We start from the raw sequence: 24053 nt of genomic DNA on the forward strand, positions 1-24053 counted from the left end.
AGCGACTAGAAGTCACTGCTTATTTTAAAGGGAAGTGTCCGAGGTACAAGGTACAAGGTACAAGGTACAAGGTACAAGGTACAAGGTACAAGGTACAAGGTACAAGGTACAAGGTACAAGCAGCATTGTTGAGCCCCATGTTTGTTTACAACACTAACTTTGGGCTAATTTCTTACTACCAGAGCAAATGGTTAAAAATACAAGCGCTCACTTTCAACTTGGGAGGTTGCAAAACAAGCTTGGAATGACGGAATATTTTTTCTAGAGTTTCAAGAAGTGGGTTTCAAGATTGGTAATGGAAGCAGCTCATCCCCACCTCGATGGTTAATCACTTGTAAATACTAGATATTCTCCAAAAGACATCATCGCTAATAACATCCACCATACTGCTTGTACCTTGTACCTCGTATCCTGTACCTTTTATCTTGATTCTTTCATCCTCACCCGCCCTATCGTATTTGCATCGGTGCCGAACCATACTTCATCGGTTTTAGGGTGATAATACATATAACGAATTGATCCTGCTCCGCTGGGGACTTCGACACTGGCAATAAATTGCTTGGTCTTGCTATCGAATACTTTTATTTTATTGGGGTTGGTGCCTGTTACCGCCAGCCAGATCCGGTTTTGACTATCGATGGCGGAGCCATATAACTTCGCATTTTTCTGTTCAGGCAAGCGCCAGCGCTCGAACGTTTGGGTATTAGGATCATAACGGCCTAAATACCCGAGTTTGTGATCAAGGTAATAAACATCATTATCTTGACCTATCTCTAGTCGTCTTGGCCGCTCTGCCGTATCGGTTAATTCAACAGTGCTGGTGCTAAAGTTTTGTGGATTAATACTCAGCAATTGGTTGCTGCCAAATAATACCACCCAGGGCACATCTTCATGATCGACTTTAATGCCGTACGGCCTGCTGCCCTCGAATGGCATATCAACAAGGGTGATATGTTGTGTTTTTCGCTTTAACAAGCCGACCTTGTTGCCCCATTGCGCGGTAAACCAAATGTCATATTGTGAATTAAACACTAAGGTGTGTGGATCGATGGCGGTATCACCGGGCATGATAAATTTCTCAATGTCGCCGGTTTTTGGATTTAGCTTACCAATGTGATTGCTACGATTTCCGGCGTACCAAACATTATCATCATTGTCGATGATCAGGTTATGCGGGTGCGTTCCATCACTAAGTGCGAAGCGTTTGAATGTTTTGCTGGTGGGGTTAAGTACAGCAATGTAATTGCCGCCTTGCCCGCAAAACCAAACCTTGCCAGTTGAATCTACCGCCGGATCACGCGGCCGAGTGTTTGGCCAGGGCACTAGCCATTCTTCGATATCAATATTTACCTGTGGTTTTACAATTGCGGCACCTGGCTCATCGGCAAAACAGACAATGCTAAGCAAACTAAGGATAAGAATAAAGGATTTCATGCTGGTTTGTATCGACTCTATTTCACCTCCCTAAAATATAGTTGAAGATGGGTAAAAAGCGATGAGAAGAAAGCTCCGGGCGGCGGGCAACGAGCTTCGGGCAGCATATTTGAACAATTGATAAGATTTTAAATATTCAAAGCTGTTGGCCTCTGGCTACGAGCTACGAGCAGCATATTTGCTCAATGAATAGCATTTTACATATTCTAATATTGTAATAGGGATGGTCGAAATGAAAAACTTACAGTTCTTAGAAACTAGCGTTCACCCTGACGCCATCAACTCGCTGCCCGTAGCTCGTAGCCAGTAGCCCGCTGCTTGAATCAAAAAAGCCCTGCGGGAGTAACAGGGCTTTATCATTGACAGATCATGGTTTGCTTTATCGCTTACGAATCAATATTAAACTCGCCTCTTACGGCTTTAACGTTTAAGCCGCCAGAGCCACTTTCGGTAATGGTTAATCCGCCGGCATCTCTTACTTCGATATCGCCTGAGCCATCATCAATAGTCACCATGCCGCCAATGTTGTGTAAGGTCAGATCTCCCGAGCCATCATCAACATTTACGCTGCCGGCAATATCGGCAACCCAAATTTCACCCGAGCCATCGTTAATCGCTACATCGCCACTGACGTTAGTTACTTGTAACTCGCCAGAGCCATCATCTAGATGCAGGTTACCTTGCACGTTTTTTACGATAATTTCGCCCGAACCATCTTCTATGTCTACGGCGTTATTGATATCGGTAATTTTGATATCGCCAGAGCCATCATCAATAGTTAACGCCAAATGTTGCGGCACGGTAATTTCCAGGTTAATTTGTGGTGAATTGCCATTCCAGAAACCACTGGTTGATTGATGTTTGGCGACAAGCACCGCTTTTGAGCCAACTTTTTCCAGGGTTAATTCATAGTTACGTTTTTTGCTGGTTTCAATATCGGCTTGTACCGATATCTCTGTAGCACCTGCTTTACCGGCAATGATCAACACCCCTGAGCCGGATTCAACCTCTAAGCTGGTTAAATCACTGGCATTAAGTGACAGTGTTTCTTGCAAATGCACATCGGCGCTTTGTGCACCAACGTGAATAACACAACCGGGTAAAACTAACGCCATGGATAATAGTGCGGCTACTTTGGTGATTTTCATGATGGTATTCCCTGAATTTGCTGAATAATTTTATTCAATAATTTTTAATATTAGGCAAATACAATCAATATTCGGGCCAACCTTGTAAGTTGTTGTTATTAAAGATATTAGTTGTTTTTGGTAAAAAAATTCTTTAACCCATGTGGTGATAATTACTAAATAGTGGGGATAGTGACTAACAATGTGCCCTAAAGGCCTAGGGCTTCGTGCTTGTGGCTTCGGGCAGACTTGGCATTGCTCCACGACAGGTCAATTTTTCAAATTATGCGAGGTTAAAACCCCGCCAACCATACGTTTCCAAGGTTTGCGGGACTTCAGTCTCGCAGGTTGGCGGTATCCACGTTATGTTGATTACGGCAAGTTACGCTGCGAGGTTGAAACCCCGCCAACCAGCGGTACTGATCCTCGGTTGGCGGGACTTTAGTCTCGCGTTTTGGCGGTAGCCGCGTTACGTTAATTACGGCAAGTTACGATGCGAGGTTAATACCTCGCCAACTAGTTACAAAAATTGATTTGCGGCAGCTTAAAACAATCAATCTACCCAAAATTTGATAGCGCAAACAAGCGCACTTCGGCGCTGATAATATCTGGCAAGATACCAAACACTAAGATCAGCAGACTTAGGCTGACTATCAAGGCTTGTGATAAACGAGTTAAGGGTAATGCTTGTTGCACATTGGCGTTGGCGAACATCACAAAAATGATGCGCAAATAATAATACAAGCCAATACCACTACCGGCCACCAGGCTGGCCAGTAACCGCCAGGAGCCATTATCTACCGCCGTAGTTAACAGGTAAAACTTACCAATAAAGCCTGCGGTTAACGGGATACCGGCAAGAGAGAGCAAGGCGAAAATGAGGGCGGAAGCTTGCACTGGTGATTGCCAAAACAAACCACGCCAGTGTTGCCAGTCATCATTATCAACACCGGCATTGGCTTTTGAGGTTTGGCAGATAAAGGTAAAAATGAGTAAATTAGCAAGACAATAGGTCAACAAATAAAACAGTGCTGACTCCCAGGCAAGTTGCGTTGAGCTTGCCGCCAGTACTTTTAAGGTGACTAACAAGTAGCCCATATGTGCTATTGATGAATACGCCAATAACCGTTTGATATTGGTTTGCTGCAAGGCCAGTAGATTACCCACCAACATCGACGCAAAGGCGATCACGGTAATAATCAGCATTAATTGCTCATTGGCGTATAACTGGGCGAAGAACCAAAATTTCACCAATACCGCAAACATCGCGGTTTTCGAGACAGTGGCCAGTAGCATACTTACCGGTGCAGGTGCCCCCTGATAGACATCAGGCGTCCAAAAATGAAACGGCACCAGGGACAATTTAAAGGCAATACCGGCAATCAATAACACCGAGCCGGCACTAAACAACAGCCGCATTTGTTCATTTACCGCGCCGGTATAACTTAACGATACGTAATTAAAATGCATATCGCCGCTAAAGCCGTAAATCATTGCCATGCCAAACAATAAAACACTGGACGCGGTCGCGCTTAAGATCAGGTATTTAAACCCTGCTTCAAGCGATTGCGTTCGACTGCGTAAATAGCCCACCATGCCAATTAAGGCAATGCTCAGTAATTCCAGGCCGAGAAATACACTGGCAAAATGGTTGGCAATGCTGACTAAACTTGCGCCAAGCACCACCAGTAACAGCAATACGTAATATTCGTCGTGCACTTCCTGGCTGATGGCGAGATAACGGCCACTGATCAAACAAACAATAACCGCCGACAGGAAAATCAGCAGGTTAACGCCAATAGAAAAGCCGTCAAGATAAAATAAAATGGTCGATTGTGTGTTAACCGCCGGCAATACCAATGGGGTGGCACCGGCGGCAATCACTATGCTGATGGCGGTAAAATATTGGATTAACGCCGTGCTGCGTTTCACTGCAATTAACAATAATTGCAATACGATAGCCAGGGACAATATCAGCTGTGGGGCAATGGCGAATAACTCTAAGCTGCTCATAAATTTGCTCCTAAGTTGATGACACTATCAGCCGGCACTAACGCACTAGCAGTCGCAGTCGCAGTGGCATTAGCTGCTACGCGGTATTGCTCGGGAAAATGCATTAACAAGGTTTCCGGAAATAAACCTAAGGAAATCAATAATGCCAATAATGACAAACAGATAATGATTTCACGTTTGCTCAAGTCAACAATCACTTGTTTGCTTGGCCCCTGAAAACTTTGTTGAAACAGGTACATCCCATAAATGGCTGAGCCAACAAGGCCAATGGCGGCAAAGATCACCGACGTTGGGTAGACTTTAAAACTGCCGGTTAAAATCATAAATTCGCCGACAAAATTTAATAACCCGGGCAGACCAAACGCGGCGGCAACAAACGCCAGTAACATGCCGCCCATGCGCGGTGCACTGCTAAACATACCGCCCATTTGCGATAAGTCGCGGCTGTGCAACCGGCTGTAAAGCATGCCTGCCATGGAGAATAGCGCGGCGCTGCTAAGCCCATGGGCCACTATGGTTAATAAGGCGCCATGGTAGGCAATTTGCTGGAAGGAAAATAATGCCAGCATGACAAAACCCATATGCGAAATAGAGCTGTAGGCCACCAAACGTTTAAAGTCGGTTTGGGCAAAGGCCATTTTGGCGCCGTATAAAATACTGATCACACCAAGCAGTACCGCAACATTGGCAAATTCAGCACTCGCCTTGGGGAACAACTCTAAGACAAAACGAATTAAGCCATAGGCACCGGTTTTTAATAACACCCCGGCCAGCAACACACTGCCAGCGGTAGGCGCCTGGGTATGGGCATCGGGTAACCAGGTATGCACCGGAAAAGACGGCAACTTCACCGCAAAGGCAATGAAGAAGGCCAACATTAAATAAAACTCTACGTCAGCGCTGAGCAGCATTTGCTTAAGCGCAAAATAATCGAAACTGTAACTGCCGGTTTGTTGATGATGGATCAGTGCCAGGCTGATAATGGCGATCAGCATTAGCAAACTGCTCACCTGAGTGAAAATGAAGAACTTGATCGCCGCATAATGACGGTTTTCATGGCCCCAGATGGCAATTAATGCGGTCATCGGCAACAGCATGGCTTCCCAGAAAAAGAAGAACAGGAATAAGTCGGTGGCGATAAAAACGCCAACGATGCCGGCAATCGATGCCATCAGGTTGAAGTAATAAAAGCCGGTGTTGTCGGTAATTTCTTGCCATGACACCAACACGCAAATAACGCCAAGCAATAAGGTCAGGGCAATAAGGATAAAGCTTAAGCTGTCAATACCGGTGGCATAGTGAATGTTAAACGTGGTTATCCAGGGGATATTGGCGATGGTGAGATATTGGTGAAACAATTCATTGTTGCTGTGGGCAAAATCGAGCAATAAGGCAAAAGCAAAAATTATCGCCATCAAGCTGATCCAGCGCCCCATATTAGGGCGATGATTTTCTCCGGCCCAGGCAAGAATACCGCCAACAAATAGCACCAATACCATCTGCGTTAATATCATCCTTGCGCCCCCCCATTCATCACCTGCAGGGAAGGTTCGCTGGTACCGCTAAAGATCAATATCGCCAACAACATCACCACTCCCACCCCGATCACCGCGCCATACCAGCGCAATTGACCATTTTGACTGGCTCTTAACACCTCATGCCAGGCTTGTACGTTCCAGCTAATGCCTGTTACCAGTTGCTCAATGACATCACGACGATTTACTTTGGCAATAAAGACAAACGGTTTTACTAACAGCCACTCGTACAACCGGTCAAAACCCAGGCCGCCGTGCGCGAATTTAGTCAATGACGAATCTGACCCGACAACCGCTTGTCCGGTTTTAGGGAAGTAAAGTAAATAGGCGATCACGATTCCGACAAATGGCGTGGCAATGGCGACGTTATGTAACCAGGCGGGATCACTGTGCCCGGTTACCAGATTAAGCTCGGTTGGCGGTGCCGGAAAAAGGGCCGTTAAATTTAAGCCGATTAAGCCGCCCGCAAGCGCCAGCAGCGCCAAGATAACAAGCGGCAACAGTTGCAGTTTATCGGTTACCGGATGCACCTTAACGTCACCGCGATAGTCGCCAAAAAAAGTGATAAACAACAAGCGAAAACTGTAAATACTGGTGATTAAGGCGCCGATGATTGCCAGCCACCAAAATACTGGCCCGGCGGTGTTCGACGAATACAACTCCGCCAGTATCGCCTCTTTGGAAACAAAGCCGGAAGTACCGGGAAAAGCAATTAGCGCGGCGATGCCAATAAAAAATAAGATGCTAACCAGCGGCAATTTTTTAAATAGGCCGCCCATTTTAAAGATGTTCTGTTGATGGTGCAGCGCCAATATAATCGAGCCTGCGGTTAAAAACAGCAGGGCCTTGAAAAATGCATGGGTCATTAAATGCATCACACCGGCACTGAAAGCTCCGGCCCCCAAGGCCAGCATCATATAACCAATTTGGCTCATGGTAGAATAAGCCAGCACGCGCTTAATGTCGGATTGCGCCAGCGCGGCAATACCGGCCAATAACAGGGTTAATGCGCCGATCCAGGAAACTATCGTCATCACCTCAGGGGTAAGTACGAATACCCCCTGCATTCTGGCGATCAGATAGACACCGGCGGTAACCATAGTCGCCGCGTGAATTAAGGCACTAACCGGGGTTGGCCCGGCCATGGCATCGGGCAGCCAGGTTTGCAGCGGCAATTGCGCCGATTTACCCACGGCACCGCCCACCAGCAGCAAACAAATCCAAAAGGCCATTTCATTGGCAATTTCACCACTGCCGGCCAGCGCGGTAATGTCATTGATAGCCAAACTGCCAGTTTCTCTAAATAATAAGAACAAGCCGATGGCCAAAAAGGTATCGCCGACCCGGGTAACAATGAACGCTTTTTTCGCCGCCATGGCATTGTCATTATCCTGATACCAAAAACCAATCAACAAGAAACTGCACAAGCCTACGCCTTCCCAACCTAAATAGAGCAACACTAAATTGTCGGCTAACACCAGTAACAACATGGCAACAATGAACAAATTCATATAGGCCATAAACCGGGAAAAGTTTTCATCGTCTTTCATGTAAGCGGCAGCGTAGGCATGAATTAACAAGCCAACGCCACTAACGACCAAGCTCATCACCATAGATAAACTGTCTAAACGAAAGGCAAAATTAACCGCCATATCGCCTAATTTGAACCATTGCCAAAGATGAACATCAACCACACTGTTGGGGGTTAACATTGCCACTTGCAGTAAGTACGCACTACTTAACGCACTTAACAACACCGCCCCCACTGAGAGGATACTGGCTGTAAGCCAAGACAAGCGTTTGGCGAACAGCACCAATAAAATAAAGCTGAGCAAGGGGTAAAATGGTAAATAGGCGAGCACTTGCATCTGGTTCATTGTTGCCTCGATAGTTGCTTGCATGGTTAGCCCCTCATATCACTGAGCTCGTCGATATCAAGCGATTGTCGTTGTTGCTGTAAACGAATGAGCAAGGCTAAGCCCACCGCCACTTCGGCAGCAGCCAGCGTTAGGATTAAGATAAACATGATTTGTCCGTCGGCTTCTTGCCAGGCTGAACCTGCGGCGATAAAGGCGATGCCAACAGAATTTAGCATCACTTCTAAACTCATCAGCATAAATAAGGTATTGCGCCGGGCGATAACGCCGATAAAACCAATAACAAATAAAATGCCCGCTAAAATAAAGGCGTGGCTTAAGGGGATATGACTCATAAATTTCTCCCGGGAAGGTCTTGGCCTTTGGCAAAATGGTAACCGGCTATTAATCCGGCAAGCAGTAGGAAAGAGGCAATTTCGACGGCGAGTAAATAGGGGCCATAGAGCAGGATGCCGACTTGTTTGGCACTGACAATGGTTGATGTGCTTTGTTCGCTGTTGCTGGAATTAATGATTACATAAATGACTTCAATGAGTAATACCGACGCTAACAACACCGGGCCGAACCAACGGCTAAACCAACTGTTGTGACTGCTGCCGCTGCTATTATTGCCGCTGTTACTGTCACCATAATAGTGCTCCGGATCTTTATCCCCTTGTAAATCAAACATCATCACCGCAAACACAAACAGCACTAAAATGGCGCCGGCATAAACGATAACTTCCAAACCGGCAGCAAACGGGGCCCCCATAAAATAAAAACATACCGCGACCGCCAACAGCGATACCACTAAATACAATAAGGCATGAATGGCATTGGCGCCGGTCACTACCCGTATTGAGGCAATGATGGCAATGCCAGCGGCAAGATAAAATGGTATTTCAATGGTCATTTATCATTCTCTTTTTTGTGTTCAAAAGCTACGGGCTACGGGCAAATAGCTGCGGGCAGTCCGTGGTAACTCATGGCTTCGGGCCGCGAGCAAATAGCTATTGGCAGTCCGTGTTAATTCATCGCTACGAGCTACGGGCGAATAGCTACTAGCAGTCCGTGTTAATTCATAAAATATTGGCTACGGGCCACTGGCAATTAGCTGCTGGCAGTCCGTGTTAACTCATCGCAATGTTTAAATTAATGTCGTCTTACTTAATCTTCATCCATTGTTTCAATTGAGCCACAACCTTTCGTTGCTAGTTTCTATTTATTCGTTACTCATTTCTCGTCGCTAATGCTTGCTGCTCGTAGCTCGTAGCTCGTAGCTCGTAGCTCGTAGCTTTTTATTTTTAGCCCGCAGCTTTCTTACGGCATCAGCTCTTTTACATCTACCGGAGGTTGCTCGTGCTCCCCCGTGCCTTTCGCTTTTACTCCGGCGGCAACGCCGGATTGTTTATAAAAATTATAATCCGGGTATTTACCCGGGCCGGAGATCAATAAGTTTTCTTTTTCGTACACCAGGTTTTGTCTGTCGTATTCGGCCAGTTCGATATCCGGCGTTAATTGGATGGCATACGTTGGGCACGCTTCTTCACAAAAGCCACATAAAATACAACGAGAAAAATTGATCCGAAAAAATTCGGCGCGCTTGCGGCCGTCATCATCGATGGTTTGCTGCAAGGCGATACAGTCCACCGGACAGGCGGCAGCACATAAATTACAGGCCACACAACGCTCTTCACCATCGGGATCACGGGTTAACACGATTCGGCCGCGATAACGTGGTGCCAGATACGGTTTTTGCTCTGGGTATTCCACGGTATCGGCTTTGCTGAAGGTATGTTTTAACACCAGCCACATCGTGCGAAATTGCGTGTAAAATAGCTTAACCACTAATACCTCCCATACCACCACCGCCACTAATACCGCCGATAACACCGGTGAGTTTCAATACGGCGGTGAGTAATAAATTAAACAAGGCTAACGGCAACATGACCTTCCAGCCAAATTCGAGTAATTGGTCAAATCGTGGCCGAGGCAGCGAGGTACGCAGCAAGATAAAGAACATGATCAACACAAACACCTTGCCAATAAACCACACCATTGCCGGGATCATCTGGCCAATGTCTGCGGGTAAAAATGCCGGTGCTAAATAGCCACCAAAAAACAAGGTAACCGACATTGCCGAAATTAAGGTGACGCCTAAGTACTCCCCTAAAAAAAACAAGGCAAATTTTAAGCCGGAATACTCGGTGTGAAAACCGGCGGTGAGCTCGGTTTCGGCCTCGGGTAAATCAAATGGCAAACGGTGACTTTCGGCAATGCCCGCCACTAAAAATACGATAAAACCAATAAATTGTGAGCCGATAAACCAGCCATCTTGTTGGGCAATAACAATATCGCGTAAATTAAAACTGCCGCTCAGTAACACTACGCCCATTACCGACAGACCCATGAAGACTTCATAACTAATGGTTTGCGCGGCGGCACGCATGCTGCCTAATAGCGCGTATTTATTTTTCGACGCCCAACCCGCCAGTACCACTCCATAAACGGCCAGTGAGGTCATCGCCAAAAAGAACAACACGCCAATATTAAGATCAGAAATGCCGATAGTGTCAGAAAATGGCACCACCACAAAGCTCATCAACACCGTGGCCGCGGCAATAATAGGAGCGGCAATAAAGGTGAAAGTATCGGCAAATTTGGGGGTGAATTCGTCTTTTCCCAGTATTTTTAATAAGTCGGCCAACGATTGTAATACGCCAAACGGGCCAACCCGGTTTGGCCCTTTACGGTCTTGCCAAATTCCTATCATCCGCCGTTCTACCCACACCAACATCGCGGCGATAGGAATTAGCAAGCCTAAAATAACGGCAATTTCGATCAGCTTAAAGATCATCCAAACCTCCGGCCACTAAACGAATGGGGATCAATTGATCATTTTGTTGTAATCGCTCCAGGAGCTGCTGCTGGTCTAGTTCAGCCTGTTGCAATTGCTCGCTTAAGCCTTGCTTGAACTGTTGAATTTGTTCATTACTTGCTGGACTAATACTGGCTGCCGACAGACTTTCCAGGTCAAATTGCTGGGCTGGGCTTTCAGCTAAATGCACTATCGCGCAATTATCAGCTTGGCGATTGCTGGTGTTAAACTGGCAAACATATAACTGCTGCTGCACCGTTAAGCAAATATGCGAGCATTCACTTAATTGTAACGCCGCCGCATTTTGCGGATGTAAGCTTAAGAAAGGGATGGGCGATAGCAGTTTAAATTGACTGCCTTTTAACCCTAAATAATCATTACCGTAAATATGAGCTGCAGCCACAAAGGTTAAGCCGGGATCTCCAATTAGCGAGTCGTTCACATTATTGGTATCGTGCTCCGTCCCCATTTGTTTTTTATCTGCGGTGTCAACGCCCTGGTTAATGGTGTTCGGAGCTGCGGGATCAAATATTTGTACAACCGGTGATTTATTGGTTAATTCAGCGCCAACTTGTTGTTGGTATTTACTGACCGATTGATTGGAATTCCACCCCGGTGCCCAGGTAAATGGCATGGCGCTACTTCCCCCCAGACTACTTGCCGCGCTATTGTTGCTAATAGCTGCGCCTTCCATTGAGAATTTATAGGGCGAATTATTATCTATGGTGGCTTTGCTTTCATGTACCGTTTGATTGGCCATCATCGCAGTGCGGCCCGAAGCTCGATGCGTTTGCCTTGCGGTTTTTAGCAAAAATTGTTCGGCAATAAACACCGAGGTATCTGGAAATTGCGGTTCAATGCTTTGTAATACTCGCCAAAAATCGTTGCTATTGGCCGTGCCTGACCGTTGCTTTTGCTCTAGGTTTTGGATTTGAGAACTTCTGTCATTCCCTCGCTGAAGCTTATCTAGCTTGGCCTGCAACAGCCCCTGCCCTAAAATGGCATCCACCATAATTAGCATTCGCCAAGCCGGCAGTATCGGCAATTTAGGGGTAAATGCCGGATAAAAGCATTGCGCTTTGCCCTGATAATTTACCACTAAGCCTTGCGATTCACTGAAACTTGCTGCCGGTAAAATCACATCGGCACGTTTGCTCACTGCCGTTTGGTTATGCTCAATGGCAATCACGGTTTGCACATTAGCAAACAAGTTTTCTCTTTGTACCAGGCTTAAGTTTGCCAATTCATTTTCCGCGATCACTAAGCCATCAATTTTTTTAAACGATTCTTTGCTACTTGCCCCCGGTTGCCTATTATCGCCTTGCTCACCTAATTCCTCACCTAGCTGCTGACTCTCTGCTCTGCTCGCTAGCTGGCATACTTGTTCAAGCGTTAAGCTTTGCGAATCGAGTAAACTTGCCAAGCCCAGGCTATTGGCTTTGGCTGGTAGTATGGCTAAGTTGATATTGAGCTGGTTTTCGTGCTCTGAACTTTCGTTCAAATTCTCGCCTAAACTCTCACCTAAGTTCTCACCTAAATTCTTGCGGCTTAAGCCCTTACTCAAATTTACGATTTGTTGCAGCAGCTCGACACATTGTAAGCTGTGTCCGGAGACAATTAATGGTTGTTTTGCCACTTTTAACGCCGAGCAAACTTGCGCAACAAAGCGTAGTTGCTCAGCATTTAGTTGGGGCTGAGTTGCTGACGTTGCAGCGGCAATATTATCGCTAAGTAACCCTTGCTGTATCGATTGGGTAATTCGCACTATCTCATCGGGACTTGAATAGTTAATCCCGGTGGCCACATCATCGAGCTTGGTGGCGCTAACATCACAAATAAATAACGGTGACAAGGTTTTTCCGGCGGCGGTTCTTACCGCTTCGTCTTGCCATGTAGGAATCTTTAATTGTTTGGCGATAGCCAAGCCGGCATTGCGTACCGATTGACGCAAGGCTAAGGCAATTCGTGGTGAAGTTTGGGTGACATCTTCACCTAATATCAGCACACAATCGGCCTGTTCAATTTGTTTGATGCTTAACATCCGCTGCTGCTGCAACAATTGTTTATTCAGCGCTAGCATTTGGCTTTGTTTGGCGGTTAATCCCGAGCAGAAATTGTCACTGCCAAATAAGTGTTTTAAGGCGGCATTGGTTTCTAGCGATGCTCGCTCTGAGCCGATGGCGACAAATCGTTGGCCTTTGTATTTGGCCAGTGAAATTTGTACGTCTTGGCTGCAAATACTCTGGTTAGGTGCTGAGGATTGCGTTTTGATGCCGAAAGATTCGGTAATTCGATCATTGGCATTGACATAACCAAAGCCAAAGCGGCCTCGGTCACACAAAAAGTAGCCATTGACTTCGTCGTTATAACGATTAACCACTCGACGCACACTGCCATAGCGTTCGCCAACACTAATGTTGCAGCCCACCGCGCAGCCTTTACATATTGAGGGCGCGGACTGTAAATCCCATTTGCGTGAAAAATGTGCCGAGAAAGGTTTGTCGGTAAACACGCCGGTAGGACATACTTCAACCAAATTACCGGAAAACTCTGACGCCAACACGCCGTCTTGCTGGCGACCAAAACACACCTTGTTGCGCGAACCGTAAACACCAAAGTCGGTGCCACCGGCATAATCTTTGTAATAACGAACACAGCGATAACAAGTGATACAGCGGTTCATTTCGTGGCCGATGTGCGGCCCTAAGTCTTGATTACTAAAGGTGCGTTTATCACCAGCATAGTCGCGCCGGTTATGGCCGGTCATTACCGTCATATCTTGCAGGTGACATTCACCGCCTTCGGCACATACCGGGCAATCATGCGGATGATTGGTCATCATCGCGCTGATCACCTGCTCACGAAAGTGGCTGGAATAATTATCGCCTAAGCCTATGTACATACCATCGGTTACCGGCGTCATACAGGCCATGGCTAAGCGACCTTGCTGCTGGGTTTCATCGTTAAACACGGTGACTGCACATTGTCGACAAGCACCGACCGAGCCCATCGAGGGATGCCAACAAAAATAGGGCAGATTTAATTTGCTCGATAACACGCCGGCTAATAAATTGTCACTGGCATCCACTTGATAAGGGCTGCCATCAACATGAATGGTAACCAAATTCGGGTTAGCATCTGGGTTAATGTTTTTCGGCGTTTGTGCGTTATCGCTCATTAGTTACCTCCCTGCACTTGTTTGGTTTTTGCACTGCCCTGATGGATTGGGCAACAGCCTTGCTCGATGTGCTCGATATAGTCATCATGAAAATATTTTAGTGAACTTCTTAACGGCTCAACGGCACCGGGCGCCAGCGCACAATGGGTTTTGCCTATCCACATAAAGTCACACAGCTGGTGCAAACTGTCGATGTCAGCCAAGGTGCCCTGGCCATGTTCAATGCGAGTCAATATTTCGACTACCCAAGGTGTACCATCACGACAAGGGGTGCAATAGCCACAAGATTCCTGAGCAAAAAACTGCAATAAATTAAGCACCATGCCGACCGGGCAATTGTGATCATCGAGGACGATTATGCCAGCAGTGCCTAAGCGACTCCCGGCTTTGGCAATGTTGTCGTAATCCATAGGCACATCAAGATGTTGCTCGGTTAAAAAATCGGTAGACGCACCACCGGGCAACAAGCCGCGAAGTTTTAAGCCATCTTGCAAACCACCGGCTTTGCCGTATAGCACTTCCCGTATGGTTTTGCCCATTGGCATTTCCCACAGCCCGGGGGTTTTCACCCGGCCACTGGCACCGTATATTTTTGTGCCTGGGTCTGAATTTGGTGACAGTGCCTTAAACCACTCACCGCCATGTTTAAAAATGTGCGGCAGGTTTGATAAGGTTTCGACATTATTGACGATAGTGGGTTTGCCAAATAAACCACTGACTTGTGGAAAAGGTGGTTTCGCCCTGGGGTTGGCACGCTTGCCTTCCAGAGCATTGATTAATGCGGTCTCTTCACCACAGATATAGCGGCCAGCACTGGTATGTAAGTATAAATCTAACTGATAACCACTGCCTTGGATGTTACTGCCCAACCAGTTCGCCTGATAAGCCTGATCAATGGCGGCTTGCAAACGCTGCGCCGCCAGAAAGTATTCACCGCGTAAGAAAATATAGGCTTTGTTGGCGCCTATGGTATAGGCGCCAATAATCATTGACTCCACCAGCTGATGGGGGATACCTTCGAGCAATAACCGGTCTTTAAAGGTGCCGGGCTCCATTTCATCGGCGTTACACACCAGGTATTTATTGTCAGGTGCTGCACTGTTATTCGGGCCGTCGTCTGCGCTAAACATCGGCACAAAGCTCCACTTCATGCCGGTAGGGAAGCCCGCACCACCGCGGCCTTTTAAACCCGAGTCTTGCACCACTTCAAGACACTGCTGTGGGCTCATCTCACACACGGCTTTTTTCGCACCGACATAACCGCCGGCGGCGATATAACCACGAATATCTAAGGGTTCGGCGATATTGACCAAAGCGGTTAACGGCATGCTGGGGTCGTTGACAAAACTACTCATTTTCGTCTCCGCTAACAGCTTTTGAATTAGTGCTGGCAACGGTTGTAGCTGAAGGCTCTTTAGTAGCTGAAGGCACTGTATTAGCTGAAGGCTCAGCTTTGCTGCGCAGCTGTTGCAGTAATTGCTTTATCTTATCAACATCAAGGTTGTAATAATGTTGCTCAGCAACCATCAACACCGGCCCTTTGTCACAGCCTCCAAGGCAAGCATTGGTGAGTAAGGTAAATAAACCGTCGCTACTCGTTTGCCCATAATCTATAGCCAACTCGGCTTTCAGGATGTCGCTGATGTTGTCATAACCGGTTAAATAGCAGCTAATTGAGTTGCACACATGGATCACATATTTGCCCACGGGCTGGCGATAAATCAAATTGTAAAAGGTGGCGACGCCTTCGAGTTGAGCAACGCCCATTTGCAAAAAATCGGCAATGGCGTATAAGCTGTCATCGCTGATCCAACCGCGATTTTTTTGCACTATTTTTAACGCTTCAATACCGGCGGCTTCACGGTATTCTAAGATCGTGGTTTCATGTTCAATTTCCGCAATTTCAGCCTTGGTTAAATGGCTTTTATAATCCACTTGCTGAACCTCGATTAACTCAGCGGAGCCGTTTGATGCTGTGTGTTTAGCCGTTGCTTGTTTAAACGAAAGTAATGTCATATTTTCAGTTTCCATAAAGCCCCTTTTTCAATTTCATCTGCCCCTACCTGTCCACATCGGCCATGACGTAATCGATGCTGCCTAACGTCGCGATTAAATCTGCCACCATTTGCCCTTGTGAGATCAACGGGATCATTTGCAAATGGGGGAATGACGGCGTGCGAATGCGGGTGCGATAACTCATTGTGTTGCCATCACTCACTAAGTGATAAGCCATAATGCCCTTGGTCGCCTCCACGCTCACCGAAACTTCTCCGGCAGGGATCACCGGGCCCCAGGAGACGTTGACAAAATGCGGGATCAAGCTGTCGATATCTTGCATGGTGCGCGATTTATCGGGCGGTGTGGTTTGTGGGTGATCGGCTTTGTATTGTCCCGACGGCATATTATTTAAGCATTGCTCAATGATGCGAATGCTTTGTCGCATTTCTTCAACCCGCACCATGCAGCGATCGTAGCAATCACCTTTGTGGCCAACCGGCACTTCAAAATCAAATTGGTCGTAACCGCCATAGGGGCGTTGTTTGCGTAAATCCCAGGAGTAACCAGTCGCGCGTAGGCCCGGGCCGGTTACGCCCCACTCAATTGCCTCTTTGGTGTTGTACGCACCAACATCCACAGTACGGCGTTTTAACAGCTCATTTTGCATCACCATTTTTTCATATTGATCGAGGCGTTTCGGCAGGTAATTAACGTAATCACGCACCAAGGTGTGCCAACCTCTGGGTAAGTCGGCAGCAACGCCGCCAATACGAAAATAACTTGGGTGCATGCGCGCGCCGGTAAATGCTTCGATGATGGCAAACAGTTTTTCTCGGTCAACAAACATATAAAATATCGGCGACATGGCGCCAATATCCTGGGCAAATGTACCGTAGAACAGTAAATGCGACAAAATCCGGAACATCTCTGCGGTCATAATTCGGATCACTTTTGCCCGATCCGGTACGGTTATGCCAGCAAGTTGCTCCACCGCCATCACATAGGGGAAGTTATTCATTACGCCGCCAAGATAATCAATACGGTCGGTATAAGGAATATAGCTGTGCCAGGATTGGCGCTCGCCCATTTTTTCAGCGCCGCGATGGTGATAACCAATGTCGGGCACCGAATCGACTATCTCTTCTCCTTCCATTTGCAACACAATGCGAAATGCACCATGCACACTGGGGTGATTTGGCCCAAGATTTAAGAAGGTAAAATCACTGGTTTTGCTATTACGTTTCATCCCCCAGTCGTCGGGGTTAAATTTTAACGCTTCTTGCTCAATGTCTTGCTGGTCATCGGGTAAAGTAAATGGGTCCATTTCGGTAGCACGTGCGGGGTGGTCTTTTAACAACGGGTGACCAATCCAGGTGAGCGGCATTAAAATGCGTACCAGGTGCGGATGATTATCGAAGTGAATGCCAAACATGTCCCACACTTCGCGCTCATACCAATTGGCGCTTGGCCAGATATTACTGACACTGTCGAGGGCTTTATCATTGGTGGTTAACGCCACTTTAATGCGCACATCCCGGTTGCGGGCATAAGAGCGTAAATGATAAACCACAGTAAAATCTTTTACCTGTGGCGCCAGTTTTTGCTGCCGTAAGCGCTCGTCGATGGCGGTCAAATCGAAACAAAAATCAAAGCCATCATCGAGTTGCTCTGCCAATAGATACATTAATTGCGACAAGTGCGCTTTATCTATCCAATAGGTTTCAATGCTGTCGATTAAGTATTGCGTCTGCAGCTGTAAATCCGCATTAATGCTGGCCACTTCCTCACTCAGCGGTAACCTTGCCTGCTCTTGCCAATCTGTTGATTTTGCTAAAAATGACTCATTCATTAAATACTGTCCGGCTCATCTAGATGGGAAACTTCAATCCGACTTTGCTGCTTAATATCACGCAACGAGGGTTTGGCAATTTCAGTACAACCTTGCTCCCCCATGACCCAGCTCAGCGGCCGCGGCTGATTGGCAATTTTGGTTTGCAGCAATAACAAGCCCTCCAACAGCGCTTCTGGCCGTGGGGGACAACCGGGTACATAAACGTCTACCGGGATAAATTTATCGACCCCCTGGACCACAGAATAAATGTCATACATGCCGCCAGAATTGGCGCACGAGCCCATCGAAATTATCCAGCGCGGTTCCATCAATTGATCATATAAATGCCGGATCACCGGCGCCATTTTGCGAAAGCAGGTGCCGGAGATCACCATTAAATCGGCTTGCCGTGGTGTCGCACGGATCACCTCGGCGCCAAAGCGGGCGATGTCATGGCGAGAAGTAAAACCAGTCGCCATTTCCACATAGCAACAGGACAAACCAAAATTAAACGGCCAAATTGAATTTTTACGGCCCCAGCTGATCATGTCATCGAGTTTGGCAAACATCACATTGCGCTTTAAATCTTGCTCTGAAATGTTGCGCGAATCGAGCATCTGCTTGTCAATGGCGGCTTTAGTCAATGACCATTCCATATTAATGCCCTGCCTTATTGGTTTGTGGTTGTTGATTTCGGGGTTGTTGATGGTCGTTGTTATGCGCACCAGCATTTGCTTGCGCAGCACTAATTCTTAACTGCTCTCTGGCCGGCAAGTGCTTGTGCTTTAATTGCAATGCGCCAATGCGCCATACATAAATGAGTGCCACCAGTAAAATGCCGATAAAGATGCTCGCTTCAATAAAACCGGCAATGCCAACGTCATCAAAGGCGATAACCCAGGCAAATAAGAAGATGGTTTCTAAATCGAAAATCACAAAGAAAATGGCGTATAAGAAAAAATGGTTGGTGAAGCGGCTTTTCGGCGCATCTGCGGCAACGATGCCAGATTCGTACGGAGTATGGGTGTGGCGGCGCCGGGTTTTTGGGCCAAGCGCATAAGACAGGCCCAGCATGATGGCCAATAACACCATTAACAGGACAAAATAGACGGCAATAGGCCAAAGTTGTTCAATTAATTGTTGAGTATTGCTTGGTTCACCAGCAAGTGGATTAACCGCTGTTGCTGCTAATTCGACTGATGCTACTGATTTTGCAGATGATACTGCCTGCCAAAAAGACAAAACGATCGCGCTCACGCAAACCCCCAAAGTTCACGATAGACATCAATGCGTAGCCTTTGAGCCTTACATTCTTATCGACTTCTCTGAACTCAAATAAGAGCACACTCAGAGAGGAAATTATTATTATTTAGCGTTAATTTTGACCCCTCTTGGGAGCAATAATTAACGCTTCTGTATATATCATAGTCAATATTTTAAAAAAGGGAAAAAATTGTTTTGATTCAATAGTTAATCTCGGCAAAAATGGCGACCTATTGGAGTCAATAAATTTAGTATTATTACTTTACCGCGAATAATAATCGTTATTTTGAGAGGTTTTTAAATGGTTCTTGTTTGTGGTGTAAAATTCTTATGATTTCTATATTATTCTGACTAATTCTATAATAGATCAAATGCCTTTCAGCATTAACGGCTCTCAATCCAGGTAGAATATGATTTTTCGTACTGCCAATTTTAGGAGATTGAGAAAGTTTTAAAATTCGCTGATGAATTAAGTCCAAATAATTATCTGCTATAGATTTTTTAAAATTGAGTTGGCTGTAAGCATAAATCAAGATTAAATCTTCTTGAGCTTGCGGAGATATTAATAGAGTTAATGCTTTCATTGTTACCAATCCTTGGTTTTGAAAGTTTTCGAGAGATCCTACTTTTTAATTTTAGAAAAGAACTGCTCTAATTCAACTGAATCTTTAATTGTTATGCCCTTATCACTATCCAATTGATCAATACCACTTTGTAGTTGTTCCCGTAATTGTCGTAATTTAATTTCATTTATCCAATCTTCATGCAAATACATGAACCTAAGTGCTTCTCTAATCACTTCACTGGCATTGTTATATAAGCCACCTTTTACTTTGTCTTTCACTCTGTTTTCGAGTTCAGGGGTAAGAGAAATATGCATAAAATCACCAGGTAAACTAACAAATATCTATGTTGAATTCTGGCATCAACTACAAAGATTGTCAAAGTTTGATGGAGATTGTATTCATTGATTTAAGACTTTCCTTCCTTAGCTACTCTTCAGGCTCAGCAATATAGCTAAGCTGAACTCGGGGTAGGAACATCCCAAGTGCAGCTTAATTACGGGCATTTACAGTAACTCTCTAACGATTGCCGCGATTAACAGTACAAACACTAAGACCACCAGTATTTTCGAATATTGCTGTTGATCTTTTTGCTCGAGCGGTTTGCCGTACCGTTCACCGAAGAAAACCATCAACCCGACACCGCCAAATACCGCGGCGAGAATAATTAATAACGCCATAGCCTATCCTTATTTAACAACATTAATCTTCACTCGAGCCGTTGATCATTTCTGAAAGGTAAGACAATTTATCCATTGCCATGCCATGAATGGATTTGCGCGGATAGGTACCGTCACGTTTTGCATTCCCTGCCGCTTGTCCAAGTAAAATCTCAAGTGCCTGATCAACATTTTCTACGGCATAAATATTGAACTCACCTTTTTCCACGGCGGCAATGACTTCAGCATCCACCATCAGGTTAATTTTATTGGTTTTCGGGATAATAACCCCCTGCTTTCCCGTTAACCCTTTGTCACGACAGAGGTGGTAAAAGCCTTCAATTTTTTCATTTACGCCACCAATCGACTGCACTTCTCCGTGCTGGTTCATTGAACCGGTAATGGCGATTTGCTGATCAACAGGTAATTTGGTTATAGCAGATATTAATGCACACAATTCTGCCATTGAGGCACTGTCACCATCGATATGACCGTAAGACTGTTCAATGGCGATATTGGCAGAAATCGACAGCGGGAAGCGTTGTCCGTACTTATGACCAAGATAACCGATCAATAATAGCACCCCTTTCGAGTGGATGGATTTGCCTAACTCTGCTTCGCGCTCTATGTCGGTTACCCCATGACTGCCGGCATAAACCGTTGCTGAAATACGGGCCGGGGTACCAAATACACTGTCACCGATTTCAAGCACGGTTAAGCCGTTTACTTTACCCACCGCTTCGCCTTCGGTGGAGATCAGTACTTGTTCTTCTTTAATTTCTTGTAGCCAGGTTTCACTTAATCTGCCGGTTCGTCTGGATTTTGCCGCCAACGCAGCTTCGACGTGGCTGCCATCAATCACACCTTCCCCGCCTTGCTTATGCCAGATAAAATTTGCTTCATCCAATAGATCATTGATTTGCACAATATTGGCCGACAAACGTTGTTGATGTTCGGCTTTGCGCAGCGAATAGCCCACCAACAGACTTACCGCTCGATCACTGACTTGCGGGTAATCATGCTTTTGCGCATGTTGGCGGATCAATATGGCATAGGCTTTTAAGTTTTCTTGATCTTTATCTACGTGGCGATCAAAATCGGCGAGCACGCGAAACAGTTCGGTAAATTCTTGATCGTACTCTTGCAGGGTATAGTAAATTTCCGAGTTACCAAGCAAGATCACTTTCACTTTTAACGGGATTTTTTCTGGCTGCAAACTTACGCTGCTGCCCATCGCCATGTCGGCATAGGGGTGATCAATTTGCGCTTCTCCGGTTTTCAGCGCCAACTTTAACCGTGACCAAATCATTGGCTGGGTTAACAACTTGTCGGCGTCGAGCAGTAAATAGCCACCGTTGGCACGATGAATTGCACCACTGCGAATTAACCGATAATTGGTATACACCGCCCCTTGCAGCGATGAATAATCGATAGAGCCAAACAGGTTCGAATAGGTAGGGTTTTGCTCGTATACCACAGGAGCACCTTCGTTCGGCTTGCGCGCGACCAACAGGTTGGGCAAAAACCGCTCTACCATCATTTTTCGGCAGGCTTTATCATCACGAGGATTGTCTGAACTTTCATCGACTAATATATCTAATACCGCTTCGGTAATTGAGCCTTTTACCTGCTGAATGTACTTAAGCACGCCAAGGTTGGCGGCAAATTCGCGCTCCAATTCTTTTAATAACGGCCGAATGCCTTGCTCGGCGGTGTCAAACTTCAACTTACGCATCGCCATACTCGACTCGCGTTTCCACAATGGCAACTCTAATAACGAGTCACTGAGCAAGGTTTCCAGTTCGGCCAACAACTGGTAAAAGTCGGTACGTGCTTTCTCATCCAGGCTGGAAAATTCTTTATCACTTAATGGCTTACCATCAACCAAGGGCGAAAAGCTGATCTCCCCCTTTTCTTCATACAACACCACTTCTTTCGAAAAAGCGTATTCTTCAACTTTTTCTATGGCTTCGTCGTAGTGATTGTTGAAAGTACGATCGATGGCGGCTTTTTGCCTTTGGTAACTGTGGTTGTCGAATATTTCCGGGAACAAGTCCATCAAATCATCGATTAATGAATTAATTTTTCCTTGCAGTTGCTTGCCTTCGCCGGCATTGAGGTAGAGTTTATGCGGGCTTTGATGATCATCAAAATTATTGATGTAGCACCACTCTTCGGCGGTGTCTTGATGGCTGGCAAATTCGTTCAGCATTTGACTGATCAGGGTTTGCCTGCCGCTGCCGGGTTCACCTTTGGCAAACACATTAAAACCTTTGGCAGACATCGACAAGCCAAACTCTAACGCTTCTTTGGCTCGTTCGTGGCCGATAAATTTTTGTTTAACATCAATATCTACCTGAGATTGGGAGAAAAGGCTTTCAGGTAATTCAGCACATAATTGCTTTACTGGCACCTTGAGTGCGTCGCTGCATACTGTCATCAGTATTTAGATCCTTTAATGGCGAGAAGAGTTTTTATTTTATCGTTTTAAAACCAGTGTATACCTAGAAAAATCAAAATCAAAGGAAAAGATTGGGGGTACGAGGTACAGGGTACAAGCAGCTTGTTTGACTGCCTCAGCTATTGTGTACATTTTAGATTCGGGCAATTAGCTACGGGCAGTATGTTTGTATTCACAAACTATCGTGGAAATTTGGAAGTTGGGTGCATGCAAGAGGGAACTGGGAATTGATATTATAGAAACGAAAAGCCATTGTTTCTATGCACGCTTTGAACTTAGGAGGTCCCACATCTCGCTAGTGCTCGTGATGGGATGACGGAGCATTTTTTCTAATGTTGTATAGTCACCAAATACCCCAATCGATATTAAATATACTGCTCGTACCTTGTACCCTCTTTGCTATTTGCTCTGATAGCATTAAAGACAATCAGGTAAATATTGTACACAAACTTGGAGCTTCAACAATGCTGCCTGTACCTTGTACCTTGTCTCTTGTACCTCGTACCCTCTTTGCTATTTGCTCTGATAGCATTAAAGACAATCAGGTAAATATTGTACACAAACTTGGAGCTTCAACAATGCTGCCTGTACCTTGTACCTTGTCTCTTGTACCTCGTACCCTCTTTGCTATTTGCTCTGATAGCATTAAAGACAATCAGGTAAATATTGTACACAAACTTGGAGCTTCAACAATGCTGCCTGTACCTTGTACCTCGTACCCTGTACCTCGTACCCTGTACCTCGTACCTCGTACCTTGTACCGGCTTTAGCCTTCACTAAACGCCTGGCGACTATACTCATGACCACCACAATCCGGGCATTGCACTACCGTGCTGGCGTGGGTGATGTCGACCGTTCGGCCGCAGCCCTGGCATTGAATGCGGCCAAAGCCTATGGTGTCTCCCGTTTGGTAGGTGCCGTCATGGTCAAAATCATCCACCAGCTCTGACCACTCAATTTGGGTTTGGTCGGTCATTTTCGCCAAATGCTGCCACATGCCTTCGCTGATCGAGGTTAAGTACAACGAATTTTCCGCATCGTCTTTGTTATGCTGGTAAAAGCCGAGCAAGTCTTGCTTGAAACTGTTTACCGATAGCTGATACTCATTTATCGACACCTGCTCGGCCGCAGTAATGATTTCATCGGCTTTATTGACCCATTGCTGAATCGACTGTATTTCACTTTTTTTGGCATCTTTAAGCCAAAGGTATATCTTGTCAAAAACGCTTTGGTATTCTTTGTTTTTTTCACTCATGA

Annotated in this window: 20 protein-coding genes; all 20 read right to left on the reverse strand. The window is 46.0% G+C overall.

The annotated features are described in order from the left end of the window. Nucleotides 1–420: 420 nt before the first annotated feature. The 20 genes from ND16A_RS09490 to ND16A_RS09415 all read right to left on the reverse strand — a co-directional run bounded on the left by ND16A_RS09490 (nt 421) and on the right by ND16A_RS09415 (nt 24051). A complete protein-coding gene (locus ND16A_RS09490) occupies nt 421–1434 on the reverse strand; it encodes a Vgb family protein (protein WP_052073062.1) in 1014 nt (337 codons plus the stop codon). 386 nt (nt 1435–1820) lie between these two features. After that, entirely contained in the window at nt 1821–2582 is a 762-nt protein-coding gene (locus ND16A_RS09485; protein ID WP_033077570.1) for a DUF4097 family beta strand repeat protein, read from the reverse strand. Nucleotides 2583–3119: 537 nt separating this feature from the next. Further along, a complete protein-coding gene (locus ND16A_RS09480; protein ID WP_033077571.1) occupies nt 3120–4574 on the reverse strand; it encodes an NADH-quinone oxidoreductase subunit N in 1455 nt (484 codons plus the stop codon). Beyond that, on the reverse strand, nt 4571–6088 hold the full coding sequence (locus tag ND16A_RS09475; RefSeq protein ID WP_033077572.1) for a complex I subunit 4 family protein: 1518 nt from the start codon (nt 6086–6088) through the stop codon (nt 4571–4573). The genes ND16A_RS09480 and ND16A_RS09475 overlap by 4 nt, the downstream gene beginning before the upstream one ends. Further along, a complete protein-coding gene (gene nuoL, locus ND16A_RS09470; RefSeq protein WP_235282099.1) occupies nt 6085–8010 on the reverse strand; it encodes an NADH-quinone oxidoreductase subunit L in 1926 nt (641 codons plus the stop codon). Before nuoL ends, ND16A_RS09475 begins: the two co-directional genes overlap by 4 nt. A 2-nt stretch (nt 8011–8012) precedes the next feature. Next, nucleotides 8013–8321 (reverse strand): NADH-quinone oxidoreductase subunit NuoK, encoded by a 309-nt coding sequence (nuoK, locus tag ND16A_RS09465; RefSeq protein ID WP_033077573.1) that lies wholly within the window; start codon nt 8319–8321, stop codon nt 8013–8015. After that, the gene (gene nuoJ, locus ND16A_RS09460) at nt 8318–8878 is read right to left on the reverse strand and encodes an NADH-quinone oxidoreductase subunit J (protein ID WP_052073063.1); all 561 of its coding nucleotides are present in this window, start codon (nt 8876–8878) and stop codon (nt 8318–8320) included. The genes nuoK and nuoJ overlap by 4 nt, the downstream gene beginning before the upstream one ends. Before the next feature lie 407 nt (nt 8879–9285). Further along, nucleotides 9286–9780 carry an NADH-quinone oxidoreductase subunit NuoI gene (gene nuoI / locus ND16A_RS09455; RefSeq protein ID WP_033077599.1) on the reverse strand — a complete coding sequence of 165 codons (495 nt, stop codon included), beginning with the start codon at nt 9778–9780 and terminating at the stop codon, nt 9286–9288. Between the two features lie 25 nt (nt 9781–9805). Then, nucleotides 9806–10822: an NADH-quinone oxidoreductase subunit NuoH gene (nuoH, locus tag ND16A_RS09450; protein ID WP_052073064.1), complete on the reverse strand. Its 1017-nt coding sequence runs from the start codon at nt 10820–10822 to the stop codon at nt 9806–9808. Beyond that, on the reverse strand, nt 10812–14021 hold the full coding sequence (gene nuoG, locus ND16A_RS0119200) for an NADH-quinone oxidoreductase subunit NuoG (RefSeq protein WP_052073065.1): 3210 nt from the start codon (nt 14019–14021) through the stop codon (nt 10812–10814). Before nuoG ends, nuoH begins: the two co-directional genes overlap by 11 nt. After that, nucleotides 14021–15376: an NADH-quinone oxidoreductase subunit NuoF gene (gene nuoF / locus ND16A_RS09445; protein ID WP_200880828.1), complete on the reverse strand. Its 1356-nt coding sequence runs from the start codon at nt 15374–15376 to the stop codon at nt 14021–14023. The genes nuoG and nuoF overlap by 1 nt, the downstream gene beginning before the upstream one ends. Beyond that, the gene (nuoE, locus tag ND16A_RS0119205) at nt 15369–16052 is read right to left on the reverse strand and encodes an NADH-quinone oxidoreductase subunit NuoE (RefSeq protein ID WP_235282100.1); all 684 of its coding nucleotides are present in this window, start codon (nt 16050–16052) and stop codon (nt 15369–15371) included. The genes nuoF and nuoE overlap by 8 nt, the downstream gene beginning before the upstream one ends. Nucleotides 16053–16080: 28 nt before the next feature. Next, a complete protein-coding gene (gene nuoC, locus ND16A_RS09440; protein WP_033077574.1) occupies nt 16081–17868 on the reverse strand; it encodes an NADH-quinone oxidoreductase subunit C/D in 1788 nt (595 codons plus the stop codon). Beyond that, nucleotides 17868–18467, reverse strand: coding sequence for a NuoB/complex I 20 kDa subunit family protein (locus ND16A_RS09435; protein ID WP_443080339.1), 600 nt, complete (start codon nt 18465–18467; stop codon nt 17868–17870). Before ND16A_RS09435 ends, nuoC begins: the two co-directional genes overlap by 1 nt. 40 nt (nt 18468–18507) lie before the next feature. Continuing rightward, complete coding sequence (locus tag ND16A_RS0119210) at nt 18508–19107, reverse strand: NADH-quinone oxidoreductase subunit A (RefSeq protein ID WP_235282101.1); 600 nt, start codon at nt 19105–19107, stop codon at nt 18508–18510. Between the two features lie 287 nt (nt 19108–19394). After that, entirely contained in the window at nt 19395–19697 is a 303-nt protein-coding gene (locus ND16A_RS09430; protein WP_033077576.1) for a type II toxin-antitoxin system RelE/ParE family toxin, read from the reverse strand. Nucleotides 19698–19735: 38 nt separating this feature from the next. Further along, entirely contained in the window at nt 19736–19993 is a 258-nt protein-coding gene (locus tag ND16A_RS09425; RefSeq protein WP_033077577.1) for a type II toxin-antitoxin system ParD family antitoxin, read from the reverse strand. Nucleotides 19994–20182: 189 nt separating this feature from the next. Further along, nucleotides 20183–20356: a hypothetical protein gene (locus ND16A_RS21295; protein WP_160173506.1), complete on the reverse strand. Its 174-nt coding sequence runs from the start codon at nt 20354–20356 to the stop codon at nt 20183–20185. Nucleotides 20357–20378: 22 nt separating this feature from the next. Beyond that, on the reverse strand, nt 20379–22775 hold the full coding sequence (locus tag ND16A_RS09420) for a Lon protease family protein (protein WP_033077578.1): 2397 nt from the start codon (nt 22773–22775) through the stop codon (nt 20379–20381). A gap of 787 nt (nt 22776–23562) precedes the next feature. Further along, nucleotides 23563–24051, reverse strand: coding sequence for a zinc ribbon-containing protein (locus tag ND16A_RS09415; RefSeq protein ID WP_033077579.1), 489 nt, complete (start codon nt 24049–24051; stop codon nt 23563–23565). Nucleotides 24052–24053 lie beyond the last annotated feature (2 nt).

The sequence above is a fragment of the Thalassotalea sp. ND16A genome (assembly GCF_000764205.1).
In the GTDB taxonomy this organism is placed as follows: domain Bacteria; phylum Pseudomonadota; class Gammaproteobacteria; order Enterobacterales; family Alteromonadaceae; genus Thalassotalea_A.